The following is a 20520-nucleotide window of genomic DNA, read 5'->3' on the forward strand; positions in this document are numbered from 1 at the left end:
GATTAATCCCATAGCACGTCTTTATCCTTTTTAATGGCTGCTTGTAATAAACTAATTAAAGGAACTGCACGTTTTTTCAAACTGATTTGTGCCTCATTTTCCTCATCATCGTCTACTACTTTTTCCTCTTTGCCTAGGCTCGACTGTAATCTTTTCAAAGCATCAGGAAGATCTTCAGATTTGATTGCGCCTGGGATTGCACCACTATGCCCCATTAAAAAGAGCAGACGCTTGGCTATATCCTCAAAATACATAATGTCTTCATAAGCATCAGTGTGAAACGTAACTAACATCAAAATCTCCTTTTAATTTGTCTCATCCTGTAATTATCCGTAAGTTTGTAGCAAATATGCCGCAATTGAACGAAAACCCATTGCCTCACCACCCTCTGGTTTACCAGGCTTACTGCTTAAATTCCATGCCATAATATCAAGATGGATCCATGGGATAGTCTTTGACACAAATCGCTGCAAAAATAAACCTGCAACAATTGCTCCTGCATATGGATGATCACTTGCATTGCTTAAATTGGCAACATTAGAACGAAGAATCTCTTCATAGGCATCAAATAACGGCAAACGCCAAACAGGATCAAGTGCTTTCATAGAAACATCACTCACTTCTGCAGCAAGCTTATTGTTATTCGTAAAAAAGGCGGCAATTTCACTTCCCACTGAAACTCGGGCAGCACCTGTTAACGTAGCAAAGTCGATTAATAAATCAGGTTGTTCTTCACATGCTTTCACTAGAGCATCAGCCAAAATCAAACGTCCTTCTGCATCAGTATTGTGTATTTCTACAGTTAAACCGTTGCGCATGGTTAAAACATCCCCGGGTCTAAATGCATCAGGTCCTATAGAGTTTTCTACTGCAGGAATCAACAGGTGTAATCGAACAGGTAAATTACGCGTCATAACCCACTGCGCCAGGCCAATTACATGGGCAGCGCCCCCCATGTCTTTCTTCATCAGACGCATTCCGTAGGCTGATTTAATGTCCAAACCGCCGCTATCAAAACATACCCCTTTTCCTACCAGAGTAACACGAGGATGGCTCTCATCACCCCAAGTTAAAGACAACAAACGTGGTGCAGACTTGGAAGCGCGCCCTACAGCATGAATGGCTGGAAAATTATCCGTGAGTAATTCGTCTCCTACCCATTGTTTAAATTGTGCATTATGTGTATTAGCTAATTGCTCAACCACTTCAGCCATCTCTTTGGGGCCTAAATCACTCGTTGGCTTATTAATTAAATCTCGAACTAAAAATTGGGCTTGTACTAAATTTAAAAGATCATTTACCTCATCTGAGTTGATCACCAGAATCCGTGGCTTATTTTCGTTTTTTTTATAAGCTTCAAAACAATATTGTGCTAAAGCCCAATTCATTAATGCTTCCTGAGAACAAAAACCTTGGACCTTATAGGTATTAGGAGGAAGTACTAACGCCGCGTTTGCCATAGCTTGAGCCTGATTGTCCTCCCCGCAGCCTATATAAACTTTCTCAATGAGACCATCTGCATTAAACATGGTACAAGAATCGCCTATGTTTCCCTTAAATTGATATAAAGCAAAACAATTTCGTTCTGCAGACGTTAGCTTGCAACTCTGTTCTTCCCACTGCCCCTGTGAAATCAAATAAAGAGGAATAGCTCTATCACTCTGAGTTTCATAAAATAATTTTGCTTGCATATTTCTTATTCCTTCACTTGGCCACGAAAATGAGAAGCTCTTAACCCTGTTAACCCTAAAACCAACAAATAAATGACTACTGCCACCAATACATGTAGTGATAACACACTTAAACGTTTTATTGGAGAAAAGCTAAGCCAGTAGCTTACTGTTTCAGTCGTGAAAATTAAATAAACACTAATTGCAATATTAGCACATATTAATTGAATACTGTATTTTAACCACCCTGGAGAAGGTTTGAATACTCCACGTTTAATCAGTAAAAACAATAGACTGCCGCAGTTTATATAACCTGCTAATGCTGAAGCCAAAGTCAGGCCAGCATGAGCAAAATGTCGAATAAACAAAAAGCATAATAAAGTATTCATTATCATACAAACAGCACCCACTTTAACTGGAGTACTGATATCTTGCTGTGCATAAAAACCTGAAGCTAAAACTTTAACCATCATAAAAGCAGGAACACCTGCTCCAAGAGTAATTAAGCTCTTTTGGGTTTGCAGCACATCATAGGCTGTAAATTTGCCATATGCAAAACAACTGGCGATTAAAGGCATTGCAAATAAGCACAACCCCAAGCCTGCAGGAATTCCAATCAGCAGAATTAATCGTAATCCCCAATCTAAGGCACTCGAATATTGGTTTATACTTTGTTCAGAATATCGTCTAGATAAGTGAGGCAAAATTACTGTAGCAACAGCCACTCCAAAAACGCCTAATGGAAAATCAGTGAGGCGATCGGTGTAATATAACCAAGAAACACTTCCCACTTTTAGAAAAGATGCAAAAATACTATCAACCATTAAATTAAGCTGAGCTATAGAAACACCAAATAAAGCAGGGATCATTAATTTAAGTACTTTATTAACTCCTGCATCATCTCTAACTACACGGGGTCTTACCAGTAAACTACGTTGATGCAAAAAAGGAATTTGAAAAATTAATTGTATAATCCCCGCAATAAGTACCCCCCACGCCAAACCTACTACCGGGGTTGGTAAATGAGGGCATAAATAAATCGCCGCAAGAATCATGCAGATATTAAGCAATACAGGAGTAAATGCAGGAATTGCAAAGTATCCATAAGTATTTAATACTGCTCCAGCCATAGCCGTTAACGAAACCAGCATTAAAAACGGAAAAGTGATTCGCAACATTTCCGTAGCCAATACTGCGCGACTACTATCATGGTTAAATCCAGGAGCAAACAAAAAGATAATTACAGGCGCAGCAACTATACCGATTAAAGTAACAACACTCAGAATAGATCCTAGATACCCAGCAATACGAGCAATAAAAAGACGTACATCCTCTGGAGTACGTGTTTTTTGATACTCTGCAAGTACCGGAACAAATGCTTGGGCGAATGCCCCTTCAGCAAATAAACGACGCATAAAATTAGGAATGCGAAATGCAACAAAAAAGCATCCATACCTGCTTGAGCACCAAAAAAATTAGCAAGCACCATATCACGCACAAAACCAACAACACGTGAAATAAAAGTCATCACTGATACTAGCGTGGTTGAGCGCAATAAGCTTTGTCGTTTAGGTACCATAATTTCTGCATCTGTTGCTGACATAATTTTTAAAGTAAAACGAAAGATATCTTATGATATACCTAAATCCATTCTCTTACATAATCTTATAATGCATGAGATGCGAAGCAATCATTCATCACTCAGAAACAAATAAAGTAAAATCAAACGTCACTCAAAGAATTCGATATTTTTATCTTTGCTCTATTGACCAACATGAACAGCATAAAATGTCTTTTATGCTGCACCTAAATAAACCTGACTCTGTTATGAGTGTGCCTTGGTAGCCAGGGCAATGTTATTTAATTGGCTTTCGATAATTTCAGTAATTTCCCCAAAGATTTTTTGGCATGACTCACTATTTCCAGAAGACTGTTGATAAATAACATTTACTAAAAATGCAGATAATGCATTACAAATCATTTTTTGATTACGGAAATGAGGAGGTAGTTTTTCCATAGATTCGACTAAAGAAGAATATAAATTTTGTCCTATAAAATTCATTATTCGTGAGTAATCTTCTACTGTAGGTTTGTCTATCGAAGTTTCTTCAATACTGGTATTCATAGATATCCTGTAAATTATGGATGGAATGTGCGATGCAATTATAGAGGCCTCAAAAACGAAACACAATAAAGAGCATTGGGCAAAAAACATGTCCTTAAAATCTACCCTGAAGAAATAAGGATTTTATACATTTAGTTGATCTAGTTAGAAAGGAATCAAAATTTGATTTCTCAGGAGTAATCAAATAAATTATATTGACAATTTATATCTTGTTGTGCATGATCAACATCTTTTGTACCTACTGAATGAGTGGAGATTTTTAAGTGGCAAATATTAAATCAGCAATCAAACGCGCTCGCCAAAACATTAAACTGCGTCAACATAATGCAAGTGCACGTTCTATGTTCCGCACTTACATCAAAAATGTGCTTAAAGCTGTTGAATCAGGTGATAAAGAAGCTGCTCATGCAGCCTATACTAAAGCTCAGCCTGTTATTGACAAAGCTGCAGGGAAAGGTTTGATTCATAAAAATAAAGCTGCACGAATTAAAAGCCGTTTAGTAGCACGTGTAAAAGCAATGTCTGCGTAATATTGCATTTTTATAAAACCGCGAACTGGTGACATGCCAGTTCGTTGATTATATATAGCAAACTAGCTAAGCAATCTCAGCGTTTTAATCCAAAAGTTTTCTTGCTCGGAATAATGAGTCTTCTGATAATCAACCGAGTAATTATCACATCCAAATTAAATTGAAAATGCATTGGAGCTGCATCAAAGTTTAGTACAACACTCTACTTAAACGCCTGTCGAATGCTCCGTTAATTTCCATTCTCTAGCTAATTTATACGCTTTCTGCGCCGCTTTATGCTGTCCATTTTTTCCAGCTATGTCAATGAAACTAGTAAATGTGATTGCATTAGCCAATCTCATTTCTCTGGCTAATTCAAAAGCTCTTTGTGCTGCATCAAACTGTCTATTTTTTCCCGCTATGTTAATGAAACAGTTAAAGGTAACCTCATTGGCTAGTTTCCATTCTTTAGCTAACTCAAATGCATTTTGAGCGGCTTCAAATTCTCCAATTTTTCCTGCTAAATCAATAAAACTTGCGAACGTGACTGGATCAAGCAATTTTTTTTCTTGGGCTTGTGCAAATGCACTTTGGGCTGCTGCAAACTGCCTATTCTTTCCTGCTGCATTAATGAAACTATTAAAAGTAACCTGATTTGCCAAGTTTCTGATTTTAGCCAATTCAAAAGTATTTTGCGCTATTTCAAATCGTCCGTTTTTACCTGCCGCATCGATGAAACTTGCAAAAGTGACTTCATTAGCCAATTCATAGTGATTAGCTAATGCAAAAGCATTATACGCCAATTCAAACCGCCCGTTTTTACCTGCTGCATCAATAAAACTAGAAAAAGCAGCTTCGTTGAGTAATTTACATTTTTTTGCCAATTCAAAGGTATCTTGCACCACTTCAAATTGTCCATGTTTTCCTGCCACAGCAATAAAAGTTGCGAAAGTAACTGCATTAGTCAATTTCCATTTTTTGGCCAACTCAAATGCATTTTGTGCTGCATGGAACTGTCCACTTCTCCCAGCAACAACAATGAAGCTATTAAATGTAATCTCATTGATTAATTTCCTTGTCTTAGCAAACTCAAAAGCATTTTTTGCTGCTTCAAACTTTCTATTTTTTCCTGCCATTGTAATAAAACTATTAATACTTGCTTCATTTGCTACTTCTTTAGCGATTAATAAATTATAAACACCACATATAAAATCCCAATTTCTATTAAATTTATTCATTATTTGGTTGCAAACAACTACATCGACACTGTTTGCTGGTGCATTTTTTAAAAGAAATAAAATAGGTGATATGTTTTTTTGATACGCAATATGTTTGCTCAATGTTATCGCGTCCTTAATATTCTTGTTGATTGTTACCTTATCCCCTAAAATTTTTATTAATTCCTCAAACATAATGACCTCACTATTTAATAGTTTGTTGGTTTTAGCCACAAGAATAGTTAAGTAAAGATAATTATCTATCCTTTATGTATTATTTTTGCACATCAATCTTAACTTTAAGTGATATCAAAATGAATAAAATAAATGGCGCATTACATGATGGAATACTAAGTGGGTTTTGCTAAGGCTGTATTAATTATTTTTTAGAAATTAGGCTGTAGGTTGTCTACACACCCCAATGAATTAAAATGAGCGGAAAAATATAGCCAATGTTTGCTAGTACTCGAAATATAAAAGCAAAAGATGGCACTTTTGACAACTTTTGCTTACCTAGGCACCTGAATCAAACGATTAGCCAATCAAGCGTTGCTCCCAAAGGCTATAATCCTAACCGCTCTATGAGGTTATACATTGTGTACAAGCAATCGATTGACAACTCATCTAACCACCTAAAGATCTATTATTCACCGTTAACGCGGTCCTTGCATTTGATAAATCATCTTCTAAGGACGCGTATATATCAAAAGATTGCATTATATTTAAAAGACGTTCGTTTTTTTGCAAAAAGTTGACGAGAGCTCCAGCGACAGCCTCATCTTGAGGGTAAGAAATGAGCCGATTCAAAGAGCCTTCAATAATATTATTCTTCTTCAAAATTTCAGCCTCAATTATATCAATCACATCTGCTGAATCCGCTTGACTAAGACGTTCTTTAAATTTCTCTTCTTGACTCATAAGAGTTTCTGAAAGTATCTCCAGTTCTTTTAAACTCCTAATAAAGCCACGAGCTTCATTCTTTTGAGCATCAGCTAAATTTTTCAACGCTTCTTCAAGAGCAGCTGAATCGTTTTGATCTAAAGTGTTATTTCTGGTAATATCGATATACTTTGAGAGCTGCCTTACATATTTAGAACCATATATTAAAGCTAACCTAGTCTCCTGCTCTTTCCCTGTTGCCAATTTAGATAAAAATTGATGTGCTTCTTTTCCTTGGCTAATTAATTTTTTGGCCACATTATCAAATTCTTTTTTTGTTTTTGCCGAGCAAAGCTCTCTTTGCAACACATCCAGCTTAGTGCAAAAAGATTTTGCTTCTTCGTCGGCTGTAATAAAATTTTGCTGTATGCGATTAGCCATAGTCTTCTTGTCCTCGAACGATTTAGTACTCATGTTTATTTCCTCACTAAATTAGCGCTTATTTAATTGAATCAGTTGATAAACGTCCATGAACAATATTTTCTTTTTTTAAGAAGAAAAGTACCTTTATACTTATTATGAGAAACAGTAAGAACTCGCTAAAAAAAGCTTATTTTCACTCCTCCAGAATAACTTGGCTTAAAAAAACACATTATTGCTTTTGATTATGATACTAAATGAATTGTGAAACAAGAATTTTTATAAATGTTAAGCATAAATAAAAAGAGCAATTTTTCACCAAAAATTGCTCTTTTAAACCTATCTTTGTGCTGGAACTGCAAGTGATGCAGGAAATGATTCTTCATTCACGTCTTCATCAGCTTCACTCTCAATATAACTGCGTCCTAATATTTGGCAAAGTTTTTTCTTATCATCAACCGATAAATAAGAAACGACTGCTTCAAGTGGGTTATAATCTTCATCAGTTTCAGTGGCAGACATTTCGGAGGGATAATTATTGTCAATTGCCCAATCATCAACGATTGCCATGTAAATAGAATTTAAAAGCATTTTAGCCTGGTTGATTTTATCTTGTAATTTTTTCTCCTCTCTGCTTCTAGGTAATGAAAATAGAGAAAGAGCAAATCCTTGCCATCCTGATATTTTTGTATCTTTTTTAGGCTCCACAAGAGCAAATACTTTATAACAGGCAACAACTTTATCAATCAAATTATCTTTATATTCTTGATATTCAGTAGGTAAAAATGCATTTCTTAATGACCATTCCAAACGCTGTAACTTACTTACAGTACTCTTAACTTCGCCTATATATTCTTCATCTATGGAGAATAAATCTATTGTATCTTCTGACAAGGCTTCAACATGTTGAGGAGGAACGCTCCAATACAATTTAACATCTTCATCGTGTCTGTCACGATAGAAAACCTCTTTGCCAGAACTTCGAGTATGGGTACGCAGCTTACCCGTGCTATGTAACAGAATAGGTTCTAAACCACTTATAAATCGAGGCAAGGAAGTAGCTTTAAAAGGCTCGAGTTGTTCTTCTGTCAATATTCCTTCCAATAGATTAAGTGCTTCACTTTTACAAGTATGAGATTTTTCAAGACTTGGCCCCCAAAGTCCAAATGACACCTGCAAATCAAATGGCTTTAAGCGAGAAGGACGCCCCTCCATTTTTGCTTTATATTTTTCTATCTCAAAAATATGTTTGGATACTGGTTCTTCTTTATAAAATCTCACTTTTCGTGCTGGATCTGATGGAGTTTGAGAACCTACAATTTCCTTAATAGCAGCCTCTTGATCAGCTACCGCCTTAGCGCATCTTTTTTGTATCTCATTAAATTGTTCCTCAGTGAGTTCGAAAGTATACCCATGCAACCCATGACCAAGATCCATAAATCGAACCTCTTCATGAGTGAGTATTCCATGATTACCTTGAAAATCAACATCCAAAGCAAATTTAGTTTTTAGTTTACCCCACCAGCTTTTTCTATCAGTTGTACTTGTTACACCATAAAAACCCCAGGTCTCCGCAACTTCGAGCAACTGCTTGCTTTCATTCAATTTAGATAGAAAAAAAGAACCATGCCAAAAGGGATTACCTTCTACAGTATGATCAAATACGCAAAAAGTTACCGTATATTTCATCTCAACACCCCTGTTATGTGAATTTAGATACATGATTTTAAAACAAGGTATAGCAAAAGATATTTTGAGTAAATATTATCAAGGATGCAAGAATTTATTTCATGAGATGCAGCAGTGTACCAATGAACAGGGCCAATTCGAACGTCTTGCAACACTTGATAAAACCTGGTGGGGTGCATTATGTAATAATTCAATGAGCGTTTCCTGTTTCTTACTAAAATGTGATATATCTACAACACTTAGAATGTGATTATAATATGATATTACCTACAAACATGAGAGCAATAATCAGTGGAAAGTAAAACAGCGCGTTTTACCGTACTAATGGATCCGCGAAAAAAACGAGCGTTTGAGAGGCTATGCGCTTCCCAAGATCTAACTCCATCTCAAGTTGTCAGACAATTGATTCGAGAGTACCTTGAGAAGTATGAAGTCCATTATCTTAGAGAAGATAAAGACATAACGGATCATCCGCAAGAAAAAAATTAGTTGTTTTTCTCTACTAATGATCAAACATTTTCTTAATCTATGTTCCGCACATTTTGAGTAAAGTCGCTTACAACAGTTTTATGAGAAGAGGAGGTGTCACTTAATTCATGCATGCTTTCTTTTAGAAAAACTAATGCTTCATCAAAAGTATCAAAATTATTTTTTTCCCCAATCAAATCGATAATTCCAGATTTTTGCAATTTGCCCCTAACCCGATCGTTAGCGCCAGACAACATGACATTGACACCACGCCTTTGTAAATCGTTAATCACCTCTTCTAAAGTTTGCAAGCCTGTTATATCGATAAATGGAACCCATTTAAGTCGAATAATAAGGTGTTGCGGATCAGTATGTGTTCCGGCTAAAGCACGTTCAAAGTTTTCGACAGCCCCAAAAAAGAAAGGACCTTCCACTGCAAACACGAGCACACCAGGCGGTAATGTAATAAAACCTTTATGAGCAAACTCCTGCACTAATTCCTGCTCCGTGGCTTGACGAACTTCGACGCTAGTAGCCATTCTTCGAAGAAACTGTAGTGTGGCTAGAATGACACCAATATTAACAGCGACTACCAGATCGGCAAAAACAGTCAATATAAATGTAATCAGCAAAATCACAACATCGGCCCTAGGGGCTCGTTGTAGCATTTTAATAAAATGCCTCGCTTCACTCATATTCCAAGCAACCACAAAAAGTATGGCCGCCAATGTAGCCAATGGAATATTGATCGCCAAAGGAGCCAATATCAATAAAATAATAATTAAAGTAATTGAATGAACAATACCCGCAATTGGACCTGTCCCACCATTACGAATATTAGTTGCCGTTCGTGCAATTGCCCCTGTTGCTGCAAACCCTCCAAACAAAGGCGCTACAATGTTGGCCAAACCCTGACCGACTAGCTCTTGATTTGAATCATGTCGAGTACCAGCCATACCATCAGCAACCACAGCTGATAAAAGCGATTCGATGGCACCCAGCATCGCGATTGTAAATGCAGGACCAATCAACTCAATGATTTTGTCCCATGTAACTGAGGGGAGCGCAAATGCGGGTATCCCCTGAGGAATTCCGCCAAAGGCAGAGCCAATTGTTTTGATTCCTTGGAATTGGAATATTACTTGAATTAAAGTCGTCACAACCAGTGCCACCAAAGGTCCTGGAACACGCTTTAGTATCGGCACTTTAGGGCCGTAGATAACTAAAATAATTGCAAAAATGGCGAGCAAAGTAGTTGCTAAGTGGAACTGAGGGAGCACTTGAATTAAATGAATCAATTTAGTATGAAAGTGATCTCCAGTGACAGCCGGTAGGCCAAAAAAGTCGCCCCATTGCCCCACCCAGATAATAATGCCAATCCCTGCAGTAAAACCGACGATTACGGGATCAGGTATAAATTTAATAATGGCTCCCATTTTAGCAAAACCAAGTAACAACAACATCCCCCCCGCCATCATACTTGCGATTTGTAGCCCTTCAATACCGTATTTTGCAGTAATACCTGATAGAATAACGATAAATGCACCCGTTGGTCCTGCAATTTGAAGTCGACTCCCTCCAAATATCGAAACAAACAATCCAGCCACAATGGCGGTATAAAGCCCTTGTTCTGGTTTAGCTCCTGATGCAATTGCGAACGCCATAGCCAGAGGTAAAGCAACAACGCCTACAATAACTCCAGCAATAATATTATTGAGCCAGTGCTTCGGCTGGAGGAGGCCTGCTTTATTTGCCTCTAGAATTGCTAACATAGTTATATCCTCACCGATACATATGATAATTACATTATAATGATATTATAATATATCAACAACAAGTTAGCTTAGCGGCATACATGGATATTGCGCTTTTTTCTTAAATTCAGATTATTACTCTCCGATTCTTCATAAATGTGCTTCCCTGTGAAAGCATACAAATATCAAAAGAACGAGATAACCTGAAGTTTCATGAATCAAAAATGCGGGTGTGTCGTCATTTCTGATTTCTCATAACTGATTGCAGAAAATGATCTATTGGCTGATGTCATAGTGCGCATTTTATGAATTTCAACATTAAGCCAAAACTTGATGCCCCAAAGTACGCTGTCCTTATAATAATCAGCCCCATCAATTTTTTCTTTGGTCAAATGTCCTGGTTCTATCAGTGAAGAAAAAAAGGTAACACCAAAATGTGTTTTATGCTTGCAAACATAATGATACATTTCATTAAGTAGTCTTATATTTGATGTATTGCAATTATCGAAATGTTCTTCTGCTAGCTGCCATGCTTTTGCTGTCCTGCTTGTTGGATTTTTTTCGCAGTGATTTTTTATTTCAATTTCCCATTCTTTTGCTGACATATTCTCTTTTTTATCTAAAAAATTTGTTTTAAAAAAAGGGATATTATCTTGAGCTCGATACATCGTTGTATAAATAGCCTTGAAAATACCAATTTGATATTCTAAATCCTTAGTATTATCACTGCCCATTATCATTTTCCTTCATGAGAGACTATTAAAAACCACGTTTTTATTAATCACTGATATTTTGAGTCTTTGGTATGGTGGTTGCAAAAATTAACTTGTTGTTGCGATTTGTAATCTTGGCGAAGCGAGTGGAACTCGAATTATTCACTCTATCGATTCTTCGAGTCCCGCTATGCTATTCAGACTAATTGATGCTACAAAATTAAGAGGTTAACCATAAATACTCACTAATCGTGCCTGATTCAATTGATCAAAAGCACGTTTTGCCGGTGTAAAGTTAGGATATTGAGTTACTAAACGTTGTAAAATCATTCGTGATAAAACTTCATCACCTTGATTCCACTCATTAAGCGCTTCCAGATACATTAAATCAGCTGTTTGTCCTTCAGCTACAGGCGCATTATTCATTAACACCGGCTCAATAAAACTAACCCGTGCTTGAGTTTGTGCCTCTAATCGCTGTAAAACTTGGCGTGCTTGCAAATTACCATTATCACTTGCTTGCTGCAATAATTCTTTGCCTTTAGAGACTGAGCGCTCGCCTGCAGTACCGTCCAAATAATAAGTACCCAATTGATATTGGGCATAAGCATTTTGACGTACAGCTAATTTTTGATAAAAACTTGCTGCCATTTTAGGATCTTTTTCAACCCCTAAGCCGTAATGATACATTCTTGCTAAAGCCAACATTGCCTTTTCATTACCTTTATCTGCTGATTGCTGGTAATATTTGAGTGCGTCATTAAAATCAAGCTTGGTAATGACACCTGTTTCAGACAATAGCCCCAATTGATAAAGTGCATTAGCATTTCCTGCTTCTGCTGCTTTTTTATACCATGCTAAGGCTTGCTGTGTATCTCGAGCCTGTCCTAAGCCATAAAAATAGATGGTTCCCAATTGATTCATAGCTTCATGAACTCCTTGACTTGCTGCTTCAGCAAAGAAGTCCCTAGCCTTTTGGTAATCCATTGGTATGCCTTTTCCATATAGATACATTAAACCTAAATCATATGTCCCTAAAGCATCGCCTTTTGCAGCGGCTTTTTCATATTCTTTCAATGCCTTAGGATAATTATCATCAACAGTTTCATGTAGAAAACCTAATGCAACTAAAGCTTCGGGCAATGCCGTAGCTGCTTTTTGGTACCACTCTTGTGCTAACTTATAGTCAGGTTCACCATTAATACCGAGTTGATATAATTGGCCTAATAGGTATTGGGCTAGTGGGTTTCCTTGTTCCGCTGAAGCAGTATACCAACGTTGTGCTTCAGTTAAATCAGGCTCGGAGCCTAAACCCTTCTCCAACATATAGGCTAATTTCAATTGGGCGTACTGATCTCCTTTTTCAGCAAGACCGGCGTAAATTTGCTTCGCTTCCTGCATTTTTTGAGGGTCAGAGTTGTCTATTAAATAATAATCAGCTAAAACAATCCCGGCATGACTATTTCCTAACTGATAAGCTTGGATCAAATTAGGTAAAAACTCCACCCCCATCTGTTTTTGTAATACAGCCATATTGAAATCAGCATAAGAAAATTTATCATTAACAGATTCTTGTAACTGTTCCATTCCTTTTGCTGTATCTTGAGCAATGCCTTTACCTTCGGCTACATAGGTACCCAAAATAAAATCGCTTACGGTATTTTTTCCTGATTGTTGATACCAAGTGATTGCTTGTCCAGGATCAGCTGCTACCCCAATGCCTCGATCATAAAGTAAACCTAACAAAAGTGCTGCATCATTACTACCTGCTAATGCTTGTTCTTTAGCAATTTGGAACGCTTGATCTTGTCGTTGTTTGTCCTCATCCATTGCATTATAAAAAGCAAGTGGTAATAAAGCTTGAGATACTCCACGATCTGCAGCTCCTTGATAAAGCTGACGTATCATTGCTATTTTATGCTTTCTAACATTGACACTTAACGCATCATCATTTTGTCGTGCCAACTTATCTGCTAATTCATATTCCGCAGGACCGTAATTATTAGCGGCAGCCAGATATAACATAGACGTTGCCTGTTCTTGATTAGGGTCGATATATACTGTTCCATCCTGACCCGTTACTCCTTGAGTCAGAATTCTAGCAAGCACATATTGAGACTTTTTATTTCCCTTAAATGCTGCATCCGTTAAATCATTTAAGGCAAGCTGATAATCATTTTTATCCTTAGCATGTTGCAAATATAACATGCCTAGATTGTACTCGGCGCCTAAATGTTGTTGTTGTGCTGCATTTTGATAAAAAATAATTGCAGAAGCATCACTTTGAGCAACGCCAATACCGTATTGAAACATTTGACCTATTTCAAACTGTGCTTGAGCATCACCTAATATTGCTCTGGAGTATAAGCTAGTAAAAATAGACATATAATTCAGTTGTGCTTGCCAACCATTCGTCCATAAATCTAAGATACTCGCTTGTGAATTATCATCATAATCATAATAATTTGCATCAATATAGGGTACAGGTAGATTCGTTTGATTAAAAACAGGGCTATGTTCCCTTAATGCAGCTGCTAACTGCTTGTTTAAAGGATAAAAAGGATAAGTCCATTGATTAGATTGGAAATCAGGATTTTTACGAAGTAGCACATCATAAAAACTGGTTATAGGTACATCATTGGGCTGAATCAATTCAAATTGAGGTTTAAATACAGATTGACGTACCACATTCTTCAATTTAGGAGCTTGATTATAAGAAAAATCACCTAATACAGATGGATTTTGCCAGGCACTCAATATTCCTTGCATCTGGAAATCAGTCTGCTCCAATTTATCCGTCACGCCATTACTCAACCACAGTGCAGCTTGTGCCAAAGCTGCTTCTTGATTTTTTGAGCTCTCATCTTGATTGGCTTGGTCCACCCATTGTTTTGCTATATTGGGATCCGTCTCAACTCCGATTCCTTTTTGGTACATTTCAGCCAATTCACGTTTACCTTGAGGCAGTCCATCTTGAGCTGCTTTTAAAGTCCACATAAACGCTGTTTTAGGATCATAAAGTGGACTTTTGGGTTGTAAATAAATATGAGCCAAGTCTAAGTATGCTCGATCATTCTGCTGCTTACTTGCTTTATTAAACCATTCAAGGGCTTGATCCTTTTGATCATGCTCTAAAGCCAACTCTCCCAAAGCAACCATTGCGGGAGCAAAACCTTGAGATACGGCTCGATTTAATAATTCAACCCCTTTATTTTCATCTTTATCAACTAATTTTCCTTCAATATAAAGAGTACCTAACTTAGTAAGAGCCTGAGGATTGTTATTGGCAACTGACTTATTCAACCAAATAAGGCCTAATTTACGATTTGATGTATTGCGACTGTCTATAAAATTCGTTGCTAAAGTAAACTGTGCAATTGAATTGCCATTTTTTGCTGCATTAATATAATAACGAGTTGCTATATCAGTATTTTTCTTGACGCCAACTCCGTACATGTATGCCGCTGCAGTATACATTTGGGCATCTACATCACCCGCATCCGCCGCTTTTTTAAACCACTCTAAAGCTTGCTCTGGATTTTTATCATGTAATAAAGAATACTTGGCCATGAGTAAGATAGCAGGCAAGTATCCTTTTTGCGCCGATTGGGTAAAGTAACGTATGGCAAGCTGATTGTTTTTTAGTTGACCATATCCATACAGGTAAATTCGACCTAAATAATAATCAGCAACAGCATTTTTTCCTGATTGACTCATCAATGGTTCAATCGCATTATTATAGTTGCCTAATCGATAAGCACTGAAATCATCAGCAAAAGCTTGTTGGCCGGCTGATGCAACAAACAAACATACCCAAGGTACTAGCGATTTCATGAAAATTCTCCCTCTTAACACGGCAATTTAACCTGAATTTTTTTATGATTCAGATTTATACCCCAGGTATTATGCCATAATGCACTACCCCATTAACTGCCTCATTTCTGGTAGCACCATCTACGATCCAATAATTACCTTTATTATTTAGACCAAATTTGACATTAACGTACTCACACACTTTAATCGTGTCAGCACAATCTAAAATTTTTCCATAGGAAGTTTTACCATCTCCTAAAGTACAAATAAATTTGACTAAAGGTTCCCCTGTTGCTAAAACTGCCCATTGGTTACCGCCAATAGAGTGATTCACGCGTGTTGAATACTCACTGTCCTCATCACGCATTTGATATAAACTCACAGTCTGTGGCAATTTGTTAAAGAAGAAATATAAAGATTGCAACGCCCCTTCTTTTCCTGGATAAAGGCTCAATATTTTTAAACTCTCCTTATACCCAACTGGCCTGCACCCTATGGGAAATCGAGTTTCTTCTTTTGCGGATTTTGCTTGTGCATCACCCTCTTTATTTTTTTTGGATTTAGTAGCCGCGTCAAGATGAGTAGATAACAACCCTAAGAAAATAATCAATGAAATCGAAGTGAATTTTTTTATTGTATTCATCATTTTTCTCACTCACTATCATTTATTGGACGGACAATTATTGTTGTACCCATGAACTTATTGCGTTCACTGGATAATTCAACAAAATTTTGATTTAACCATTTAGCATCAGCAGTAAACATCCTCACACAGCCATGGCTTGCTCTGACTCCTGGTATATCTTCAGAGCCATGTAATGCGAAGCCTTTATGAAAGAACATGCAAAAAGGCATCTTGGCTCCACCTTTACCGATCGGGAACACATCTGATGTACATTTCTCATTTTCTTTACTAAAGACACGATAAATACCTGTTAAGGTCCGGCAAGAACGATTCGCGTCAGGACATCTATCTCTTCCAGATGAAATAGGCCCCCATTTTACCAAGTTACCTTCAGCATCGTAAGCGGCATAAGCTAATTTATCTTGATCTACAATAATTAGCTTTTGATGCTCATCGGGTATCTTGAGCGGGAAAGGAGAAACATCAAAAACAGTGAGATACGCTAAGTTTTTTGGTACCGCAATAACCTTACCAGCCCATAGAGGGTTATAAGTACGATTAACCCTTTGTACAATATCACGTTGGGTAGGATCAGGAAATAAAGTTTCCCAACTTTGCCCTGACTCTACTTTAATACAGTCATATTGAGGATAACCACATAATCCTGTGCCATAAAAATTAGCGGCATTTACTACAGCACCCATGAGCATCATTAATGCAATGGAAAGTATTTTATACATATGCCCCCCTCACCTTACTTTTTATTTTTTTAACTGCGAGATCTGTGCTTAAATACAATTTGTTCTAATTATTATTCGAGCATATCTAACCTAAGTGTAGTACGAATACTAGAAATTTTGCTAGGGTTATAAATAATATTCTCATCCTCTATTCGTTAAAACTGGCATTAATAATCACAAAAAAATCTTTATGTTAAAATAAAAATCACCTTATCTTGTTATTTGCTCGCATTTTTCATAATAATATATTTTCACCATGAAAAAATTGAAAAATGCGCCTTGCCAAATGCTCATTAATACCCTGCACCTTAGCAATTTCTTCTAGTGGAGCTTTTGCAAGTTCACGCAGCCCTCCAAAACGATGCAATAATGCTTGTCTGCGTATTCTGCCTACCCCTTCTATATCCTCAAGAATGGAATCCATCTGTTTTTTTTGTCTTTTCTTACGATGAGCAGTAATCGCAAAGCGATGCGCTTCATCACGGATATGTTGTAACAAATGTAATGCCTTAGAATCATCAGGCAAGCTCAACTCCAGTGCGTCATGAACTAAAATTAGTTTTTCCCATCCTGCTTTTCGTGACGGTCCTTTTGCGATGCCCAATAAAATTACAGAGAATATATTTAAAGATGAAAGTGCCTTTTGGGCAACAGCAACCTGCCCCTTACCTCCATCAATAATGAGTACATCAGGTAAAGATTGAGTTTCTACTAAACGTTTAAAACGACGAGTAATTGCCTGTTCCATAGCAGCATAATCATCACCCGGCGTAATACCTTCAATATTAAAACGCCTATACTGATTAGGGCATGGTCCTTCTTGTTCAAATACCACACAAGATGCCACAGTCTCCTCGCCAAGTGTATGACTTATATCAAAACACTCCATTCGCTCAATTGGCTCTTTCAATCCTAAAAACTGCTCTAACTCTTGAAAACGAGATCTCATTGTAGAATGTTTCGTGATGTAGTCAGCAACAGAAACACGCAAATTATTCAATGCAAAATCCATCCAACGGGATTTAACACCACGGGGATTGACTTGAAGCTTACACAATTTACCACGTTGCTGCGATAAAGCGTCTTGAAGGGGCTGCTGATCATCAACCGGATGATTTGTAATAATTAACGCTGGGATTTTCTCCGGCGCATCTAAGTAATAAAAACCAATAAAAGCACTAAAAATTTCTTGCCATAGATTTTCCATACTGAGTTCCTCATCCAATCCTTTTTGTGGCAAAGAGGGAAAATAACTACGACTGGTCAATATTTGCCCTTCACGAATGGTCACACACTGCACACAAGCAAACCCCGGAGTTACCTCAATAGCAATGGCGTCTGCATCTCCTTGTAATTGTAAAATTCCTTGTTGCTCCTGGACTAATCGTAAGCTTTTAATCTGATCTCGCAAAAGAGCTGCTTCTTCAAAATTCAACTCGCTCACCGCTTTATCCATTCGCTTTGCTAATTCATCAAGAATTAATTGGCACTTGCCTTGCAAAAAACGCATGGCGTCTTGTACTGAACGTTTATAATCCTCTGGAGAAATGTAATTAACACAAGGGGCGGCACAGCGCTTAATTTGATACTGCAAACAAGGTCGTGAACGTGCATTAAAGTAGCTGTCACGGCAATTACGAATTTTGAATACTTTTTGAATGGTTACTATTGTTTCTTTTACTGCGCCACTACTCGGATAAGGACCAAAGAAATCCCCAGAAAGCGGCTTTTTTTTCGAGCGATAACTCTCTATTCGAGGGAATTTAGGATGATTAGAAAGATGAATATAAGGATAAGATTTATCATCCCGTAATAAAACATTGTATTTAGGTTTTAACGTTTTAATAAGGTTACTTTCTAAAAGTAATGCCTCCGTCTCACTTCGAGTAACTGAAATTTCTATAGAAGCAATTTGAGTAACTAAAGAACGTGTCTTAATCCCTGTGTTTTGCTTATTAAAATAGCTCGTAACTCGTTTTTTCAAATTGGCAGCTTTACCCACATACAGCACAGTACCCTCTTCATCCAACATTCGATAGATACCCGGCTCATTAGGAAGTTTAGCGAGGAAGGATGTCAATTCTTTAGAAATATTCATAGTGATAATGATAGCAGTATTTTTATGAAGCAACAGATTATAGCTTGGACGAAAAAAAGATAAACCTGCGTTTTTAACATGACAATTTAAAGGCTTATAATGGGAAACCTTTAACGCAGCAACTTGCTATTCTTCTGACGTCAAACCAGTAGGATTTTCTATGATTCCATGCTTCAAAGCTAAGTAGGTCAGCTCAACATCATTTTTTATACCTAACTTCTCAAAAGTGCGATAACGATAGCCATTGATCGTTTTAGTACTCAAGAAAAGCCTATCGCTGATTTCTTGTACATTCATGCCACTTGTAATCATCAACATGACTTGCATTTCTCGTTCCGATAATACATTAAAAGGGGATCCTTGTGCTTCTTCCAGACTATTGATTGCCATTTTTTGAGCAATTTCAGCACTAAGGTATTTTTCCCCTTTAGCTACCTTCCTTATCGCGGCGGCCATTTCTTCAGCACCCGATTCTTTAGTGAGATACCCCATAGCCCCTAATTGCAAAACACGGGTGGGCAATACATCAGAACACATTGCAGTTACAGCTATAACTTTAGCATGTGGATTTGATTTTTTCAGACGACGCGTTACTTCCCAGCCATCAATCCCAGGCATTTTCATATCTAAAAGAACTACGTCAGGGGAATATTGCTTTACTAACACTAAAGCTTGTTCACCACTTTCTGCATCAGCAACAACTTCTACATCTGACATATCTTCGAGTAATCGTCGAATACCCATTCGAACCAATGCATGGTCATCAACAATTAATACTTTAATCAAATAATGCTCCTTGACTTGAAACAGCCAATGAACAAACTAGGTTGCTCGATGTTAACAAGACTGGCTGTTCATTACAATATATACTTCTCATCATTGTCCCAAGATACATTAACACGCTCTAATATGAATATTAGGGTTATCCGGATCCACTGCGAAAAAAGGCGGAAACTCACCTAACTCTCGAGTTCGTGCTAAAAGTTGCTTTATGTTAGACAAAACAAAATCGTACAAAGTTTGATAATCGTTAATGACAAAATAAATCGGTTGTAGCATATCGATACGGTAAGGCATACGAAATGCCGGTATTGGTTCAAAAACCACTCTAAGCGGAATATCACTTTCTACACTGTAAACAATTTCACTAATTGATGAAAGTATACCACCTCCATAAGCTCTTAATCCTTTTTGGGTTTTAATTAGACCAAACTCAACAGTGAACCAAAACATACGTTGCAACAAGGCCCAATCAGATTCAGGAAAAGTTAAAACTTTACGGGCATAATCATAAACAAATTCGGCATAAACTTTATCTGTCAACATAGGGCAATGACCAAAAACTTCATGAAAAATATCAGGCTCCTTTACATAATCCAATTCTTCTTCACTACGTATAAAAGTAGCTACTGGAAAATGTTTTGTGGCTAATAATTCAAAAAATTCGCGGGCAGAAATTAAGGCAGCAACAGCAGATACTTGCCAACCCGTCGCAGCTTTAAGACATCGGCTTAAGTCTGGAATCTGTGGTATGGCATCAGAGTTAATACCTAAAGTTTTTAATCCGCTTATAAATTCATCACAAGCTCTTCCAGGTAATAACTTCACTTGCCGTTCAAATAAAGTTTTCCAAATCCTGCTTTCTTCTGCAGAATAATTTACAAACCCTTGAGCGTCCGGGATATGCGCTACATAACGGCTTGAAAACTCCATAATCTCTCCTTCACTTACGCAATAAATCTTAAAAACTGTTCAATAAGAGCAGTGCTTATTATAAAAAAAATCATCTTTTCTTGTTAT

16 protein-coding genes and 1 pseudogene are annotated in these 20520 nt (G+C 37.2%); 2 read left to right on the forward strand and 15 right to left on the reverse strand.

Annotated features, from left to right (window positions below; all coding sequences use genetic code 11):
• Positions 1–2: 2 nt before the first annotated feature.
• The 4 genes and pseudogenes from EL220_RS13555 to EL220_RS13570 all read right to left on the reverse strand — a co-directional run bounded on the left by EL220_RS13555 (position 3) and on the right by EL220_RS13570 (position 3795).
• Complete coding sequence (locus tag EL220_RS13555) at positions 3–293, reverse strand: DUF1840 domain-containing protein (RefSeq protein WP_027272028.1); 291 nt, start codon at positions 291–293, stop codon at positions 3–5.
• Positions 294–326: 33 nt separating this feature from the next.
• Positions 327–1691 (reverse strand): leucyl aminopeptidase family protein, encoded by a 1365-nt coding sequence (locus EL220_RS13560; RefSeq protein ID WP_027272029.1) that lies wholly within the window; start codon positions 1689–1691, stop codon positions 327–329.
• A 5-nt stretch (positions 1692–1696) separates the two neighbouring features.
• A pseudogene (gene murJ / locus EL220_RS13565) lies at positions 1697–3273 on the reverse strand (murein biosynthesis integral membrane protein MurJ).
• A 222-nt stretch (positions 3274–3495) separates the two neighbouring features.
• Entirely contained in the window at positions 3496–3795 is a 300-nt protein-coding gene (locus EL220_RS13570) for a hypothetical protein (RefSeq protein ID WP_027272031.1), read from the reverse strand.
• A 263-nt stretch (positions 3796–4058) separates the two neighbouring features.
• Between EL220_RS13570 and rpsT the strand changes: the two genes are divergently transcribed.
• Positions 4059–4325, forward strand: coding sequence for a 30S ribosomal protein S20 (rpsT, locus tag EL220_RS13575; protein WP_027272032.1), 267 nt, complete (start codon positions 4059–4061; stop codon positions 4323–4325).
• A 206-nt stretch (positions 4326–4531) separates the two neighbouring features.
• Here the strand turns inward: rpsT and EL220_RS13580 are convergent, their stop codons facing one another.
• From EL220_RS13580 to EL220_RS13590, 3 genes are all read right to left on the reverse strand, one after another.
• Positions 4532–5716 (reverse strand): hypothetical protein, encoded by a 1185-nt coding sequence (locus EL220_RS13580; RefSeq protein WP_027272033.1) that lies wholly within the window; start codon positions 5714–5716, stop codon positions 4532–4534.
• Between the two features lie 429 nt (positions 5717–6145).
• Positions 6146–6841, reverse strand: a complete 696-nt coding sequence (locus tag EL220_RS13585; protein WP_027272034.1) for a hypothetical protein — start codon at positions 6839–6841, stop codon at positions 6146–6148.
• 318 nt (positions 6842–7159) lie between these two features.
• Positions 7160–8509: a hypothetical protein gene (locus tag EL220_RS13590; protein WP_027272035.1), complete on the reverse strand. Its 1350-nt coding sequence runs from the start codon at positions 8507–8509 to the stop codon at positions 7160–7162.
• Positions 8510–8800: 291 nt separating this feature from the next.
• Between EL220_RS13590 and EL220_RS13595 the strand changes: the two genes are divergently transcribed.
• Positions 8801–8998 (forward strand): CopG family transcriptional regulator, encoded by a 198-nt coding sequence (locus EL220_RS13595; RefSeq protein WP_027272037.1) that lies wholly within the window; start codon positions 8801–8803, stop codon positions 8996–8998.
• Between the two features lie 32 nt (positions 8999–9030).
• Here EL220_RS13595 and EL220_RS13600 read toward each other — a convergent pair whose 3' ends face one another.
• The 8 genes from EL220_RS13600 to phhA form a co-directional block, all read right to left on the reverse strand.
• Entirely contained in the window at positions 9031–10749 is a 1719-nt protein-coding gene (locus EL220_RS13600) for a SulP family inorganic anion transporter (protein ID WP_027272038.1), read from the reverse strand.
• Positions 10750–10949: 200 nt separating this feature from the next.
• Positions 10950–11465, reverse strand: coding sequence for a hypothetical protein (locus tag EL220_RS13605; RefSeq protein ID WP_027272039.1), 516 nt, complete (start codon positions 11463–11465; stop codon positions 10950–10952).
• A gap of 207 nt (positions 11466–11672) precedes the next feature.
• Complete coding sequence (locus tag EL220_RS13610; RefSeq protein WP_027272040.1) at positions 11673–15278, reverse strand: SEL1-like repeat protein; 3606 nt, start codon at positions 15276–15278, stop codon at positions 11673–11675.
• Between the two features lie 55 nt (positions 15279–15333).
• Entirely contained in the window at positions 15334–15900 is a 567-nt protein-coding gene (locus EL220_RS13615) for a hypothetical protein (RefSeq protein ID WP_027272041.1), read from the reverse strand.
• A gap of 8 nt (positions 15901–15908) precedes the next feature.
• Positions 15909–16622, reverse strand: coding sequence for a L,D-transpeptidase (locus EL220_RS13620; protein ID WP_027272042.1), 714 nt, complete (start codon positions 16620–16622; stop codon positions 15909–15911).
• 235 nt (positions 16623–16857) lie between these two features.
• Entirely contained in the window at positions 16858–18720 is a 1863-nt protein-coding gene (gene uvrC, locus EL220_RS13625) for an excinuclease ABC subunit UvrC (RefSeq protein WP_027272043.1), read from the reverse strand.
• 126 nt (positions 18721–18846) lie between these two features.
• A complete protein-coding gene (gene letA, locus EL220_RS13630) occupies positions 18847–19506 on the reverse strand; it encodes a two-component system response regulator LetA (protein WP_058390698.1) in 660 nt (219 codons plus the stop codon).
• 108 nt (positions 19507–19614) lie between these two features.
• Complete coding sequence (phhA, locus tag EL220_RS13635; protein ID WP_027272044.1) at positions 19615–20433, reverse strand: phenylalanine 4-monooxygenase; 819 nt, start codon at positions 20431–20433, stop codon at positions 19615–19617.
• Between the last annotated feature and the right edge of the window lie 87 nt (positions 20434–20520).

It is taken from the genome of Legionella sainthelensi (assembly GCF_900637685.1).
Lineage (GTDB): Bacteria > Pseudomonadota > Gammaproteobacteria > Legionellales > Legionellaceae > Legionella > Legionella sainthelensi.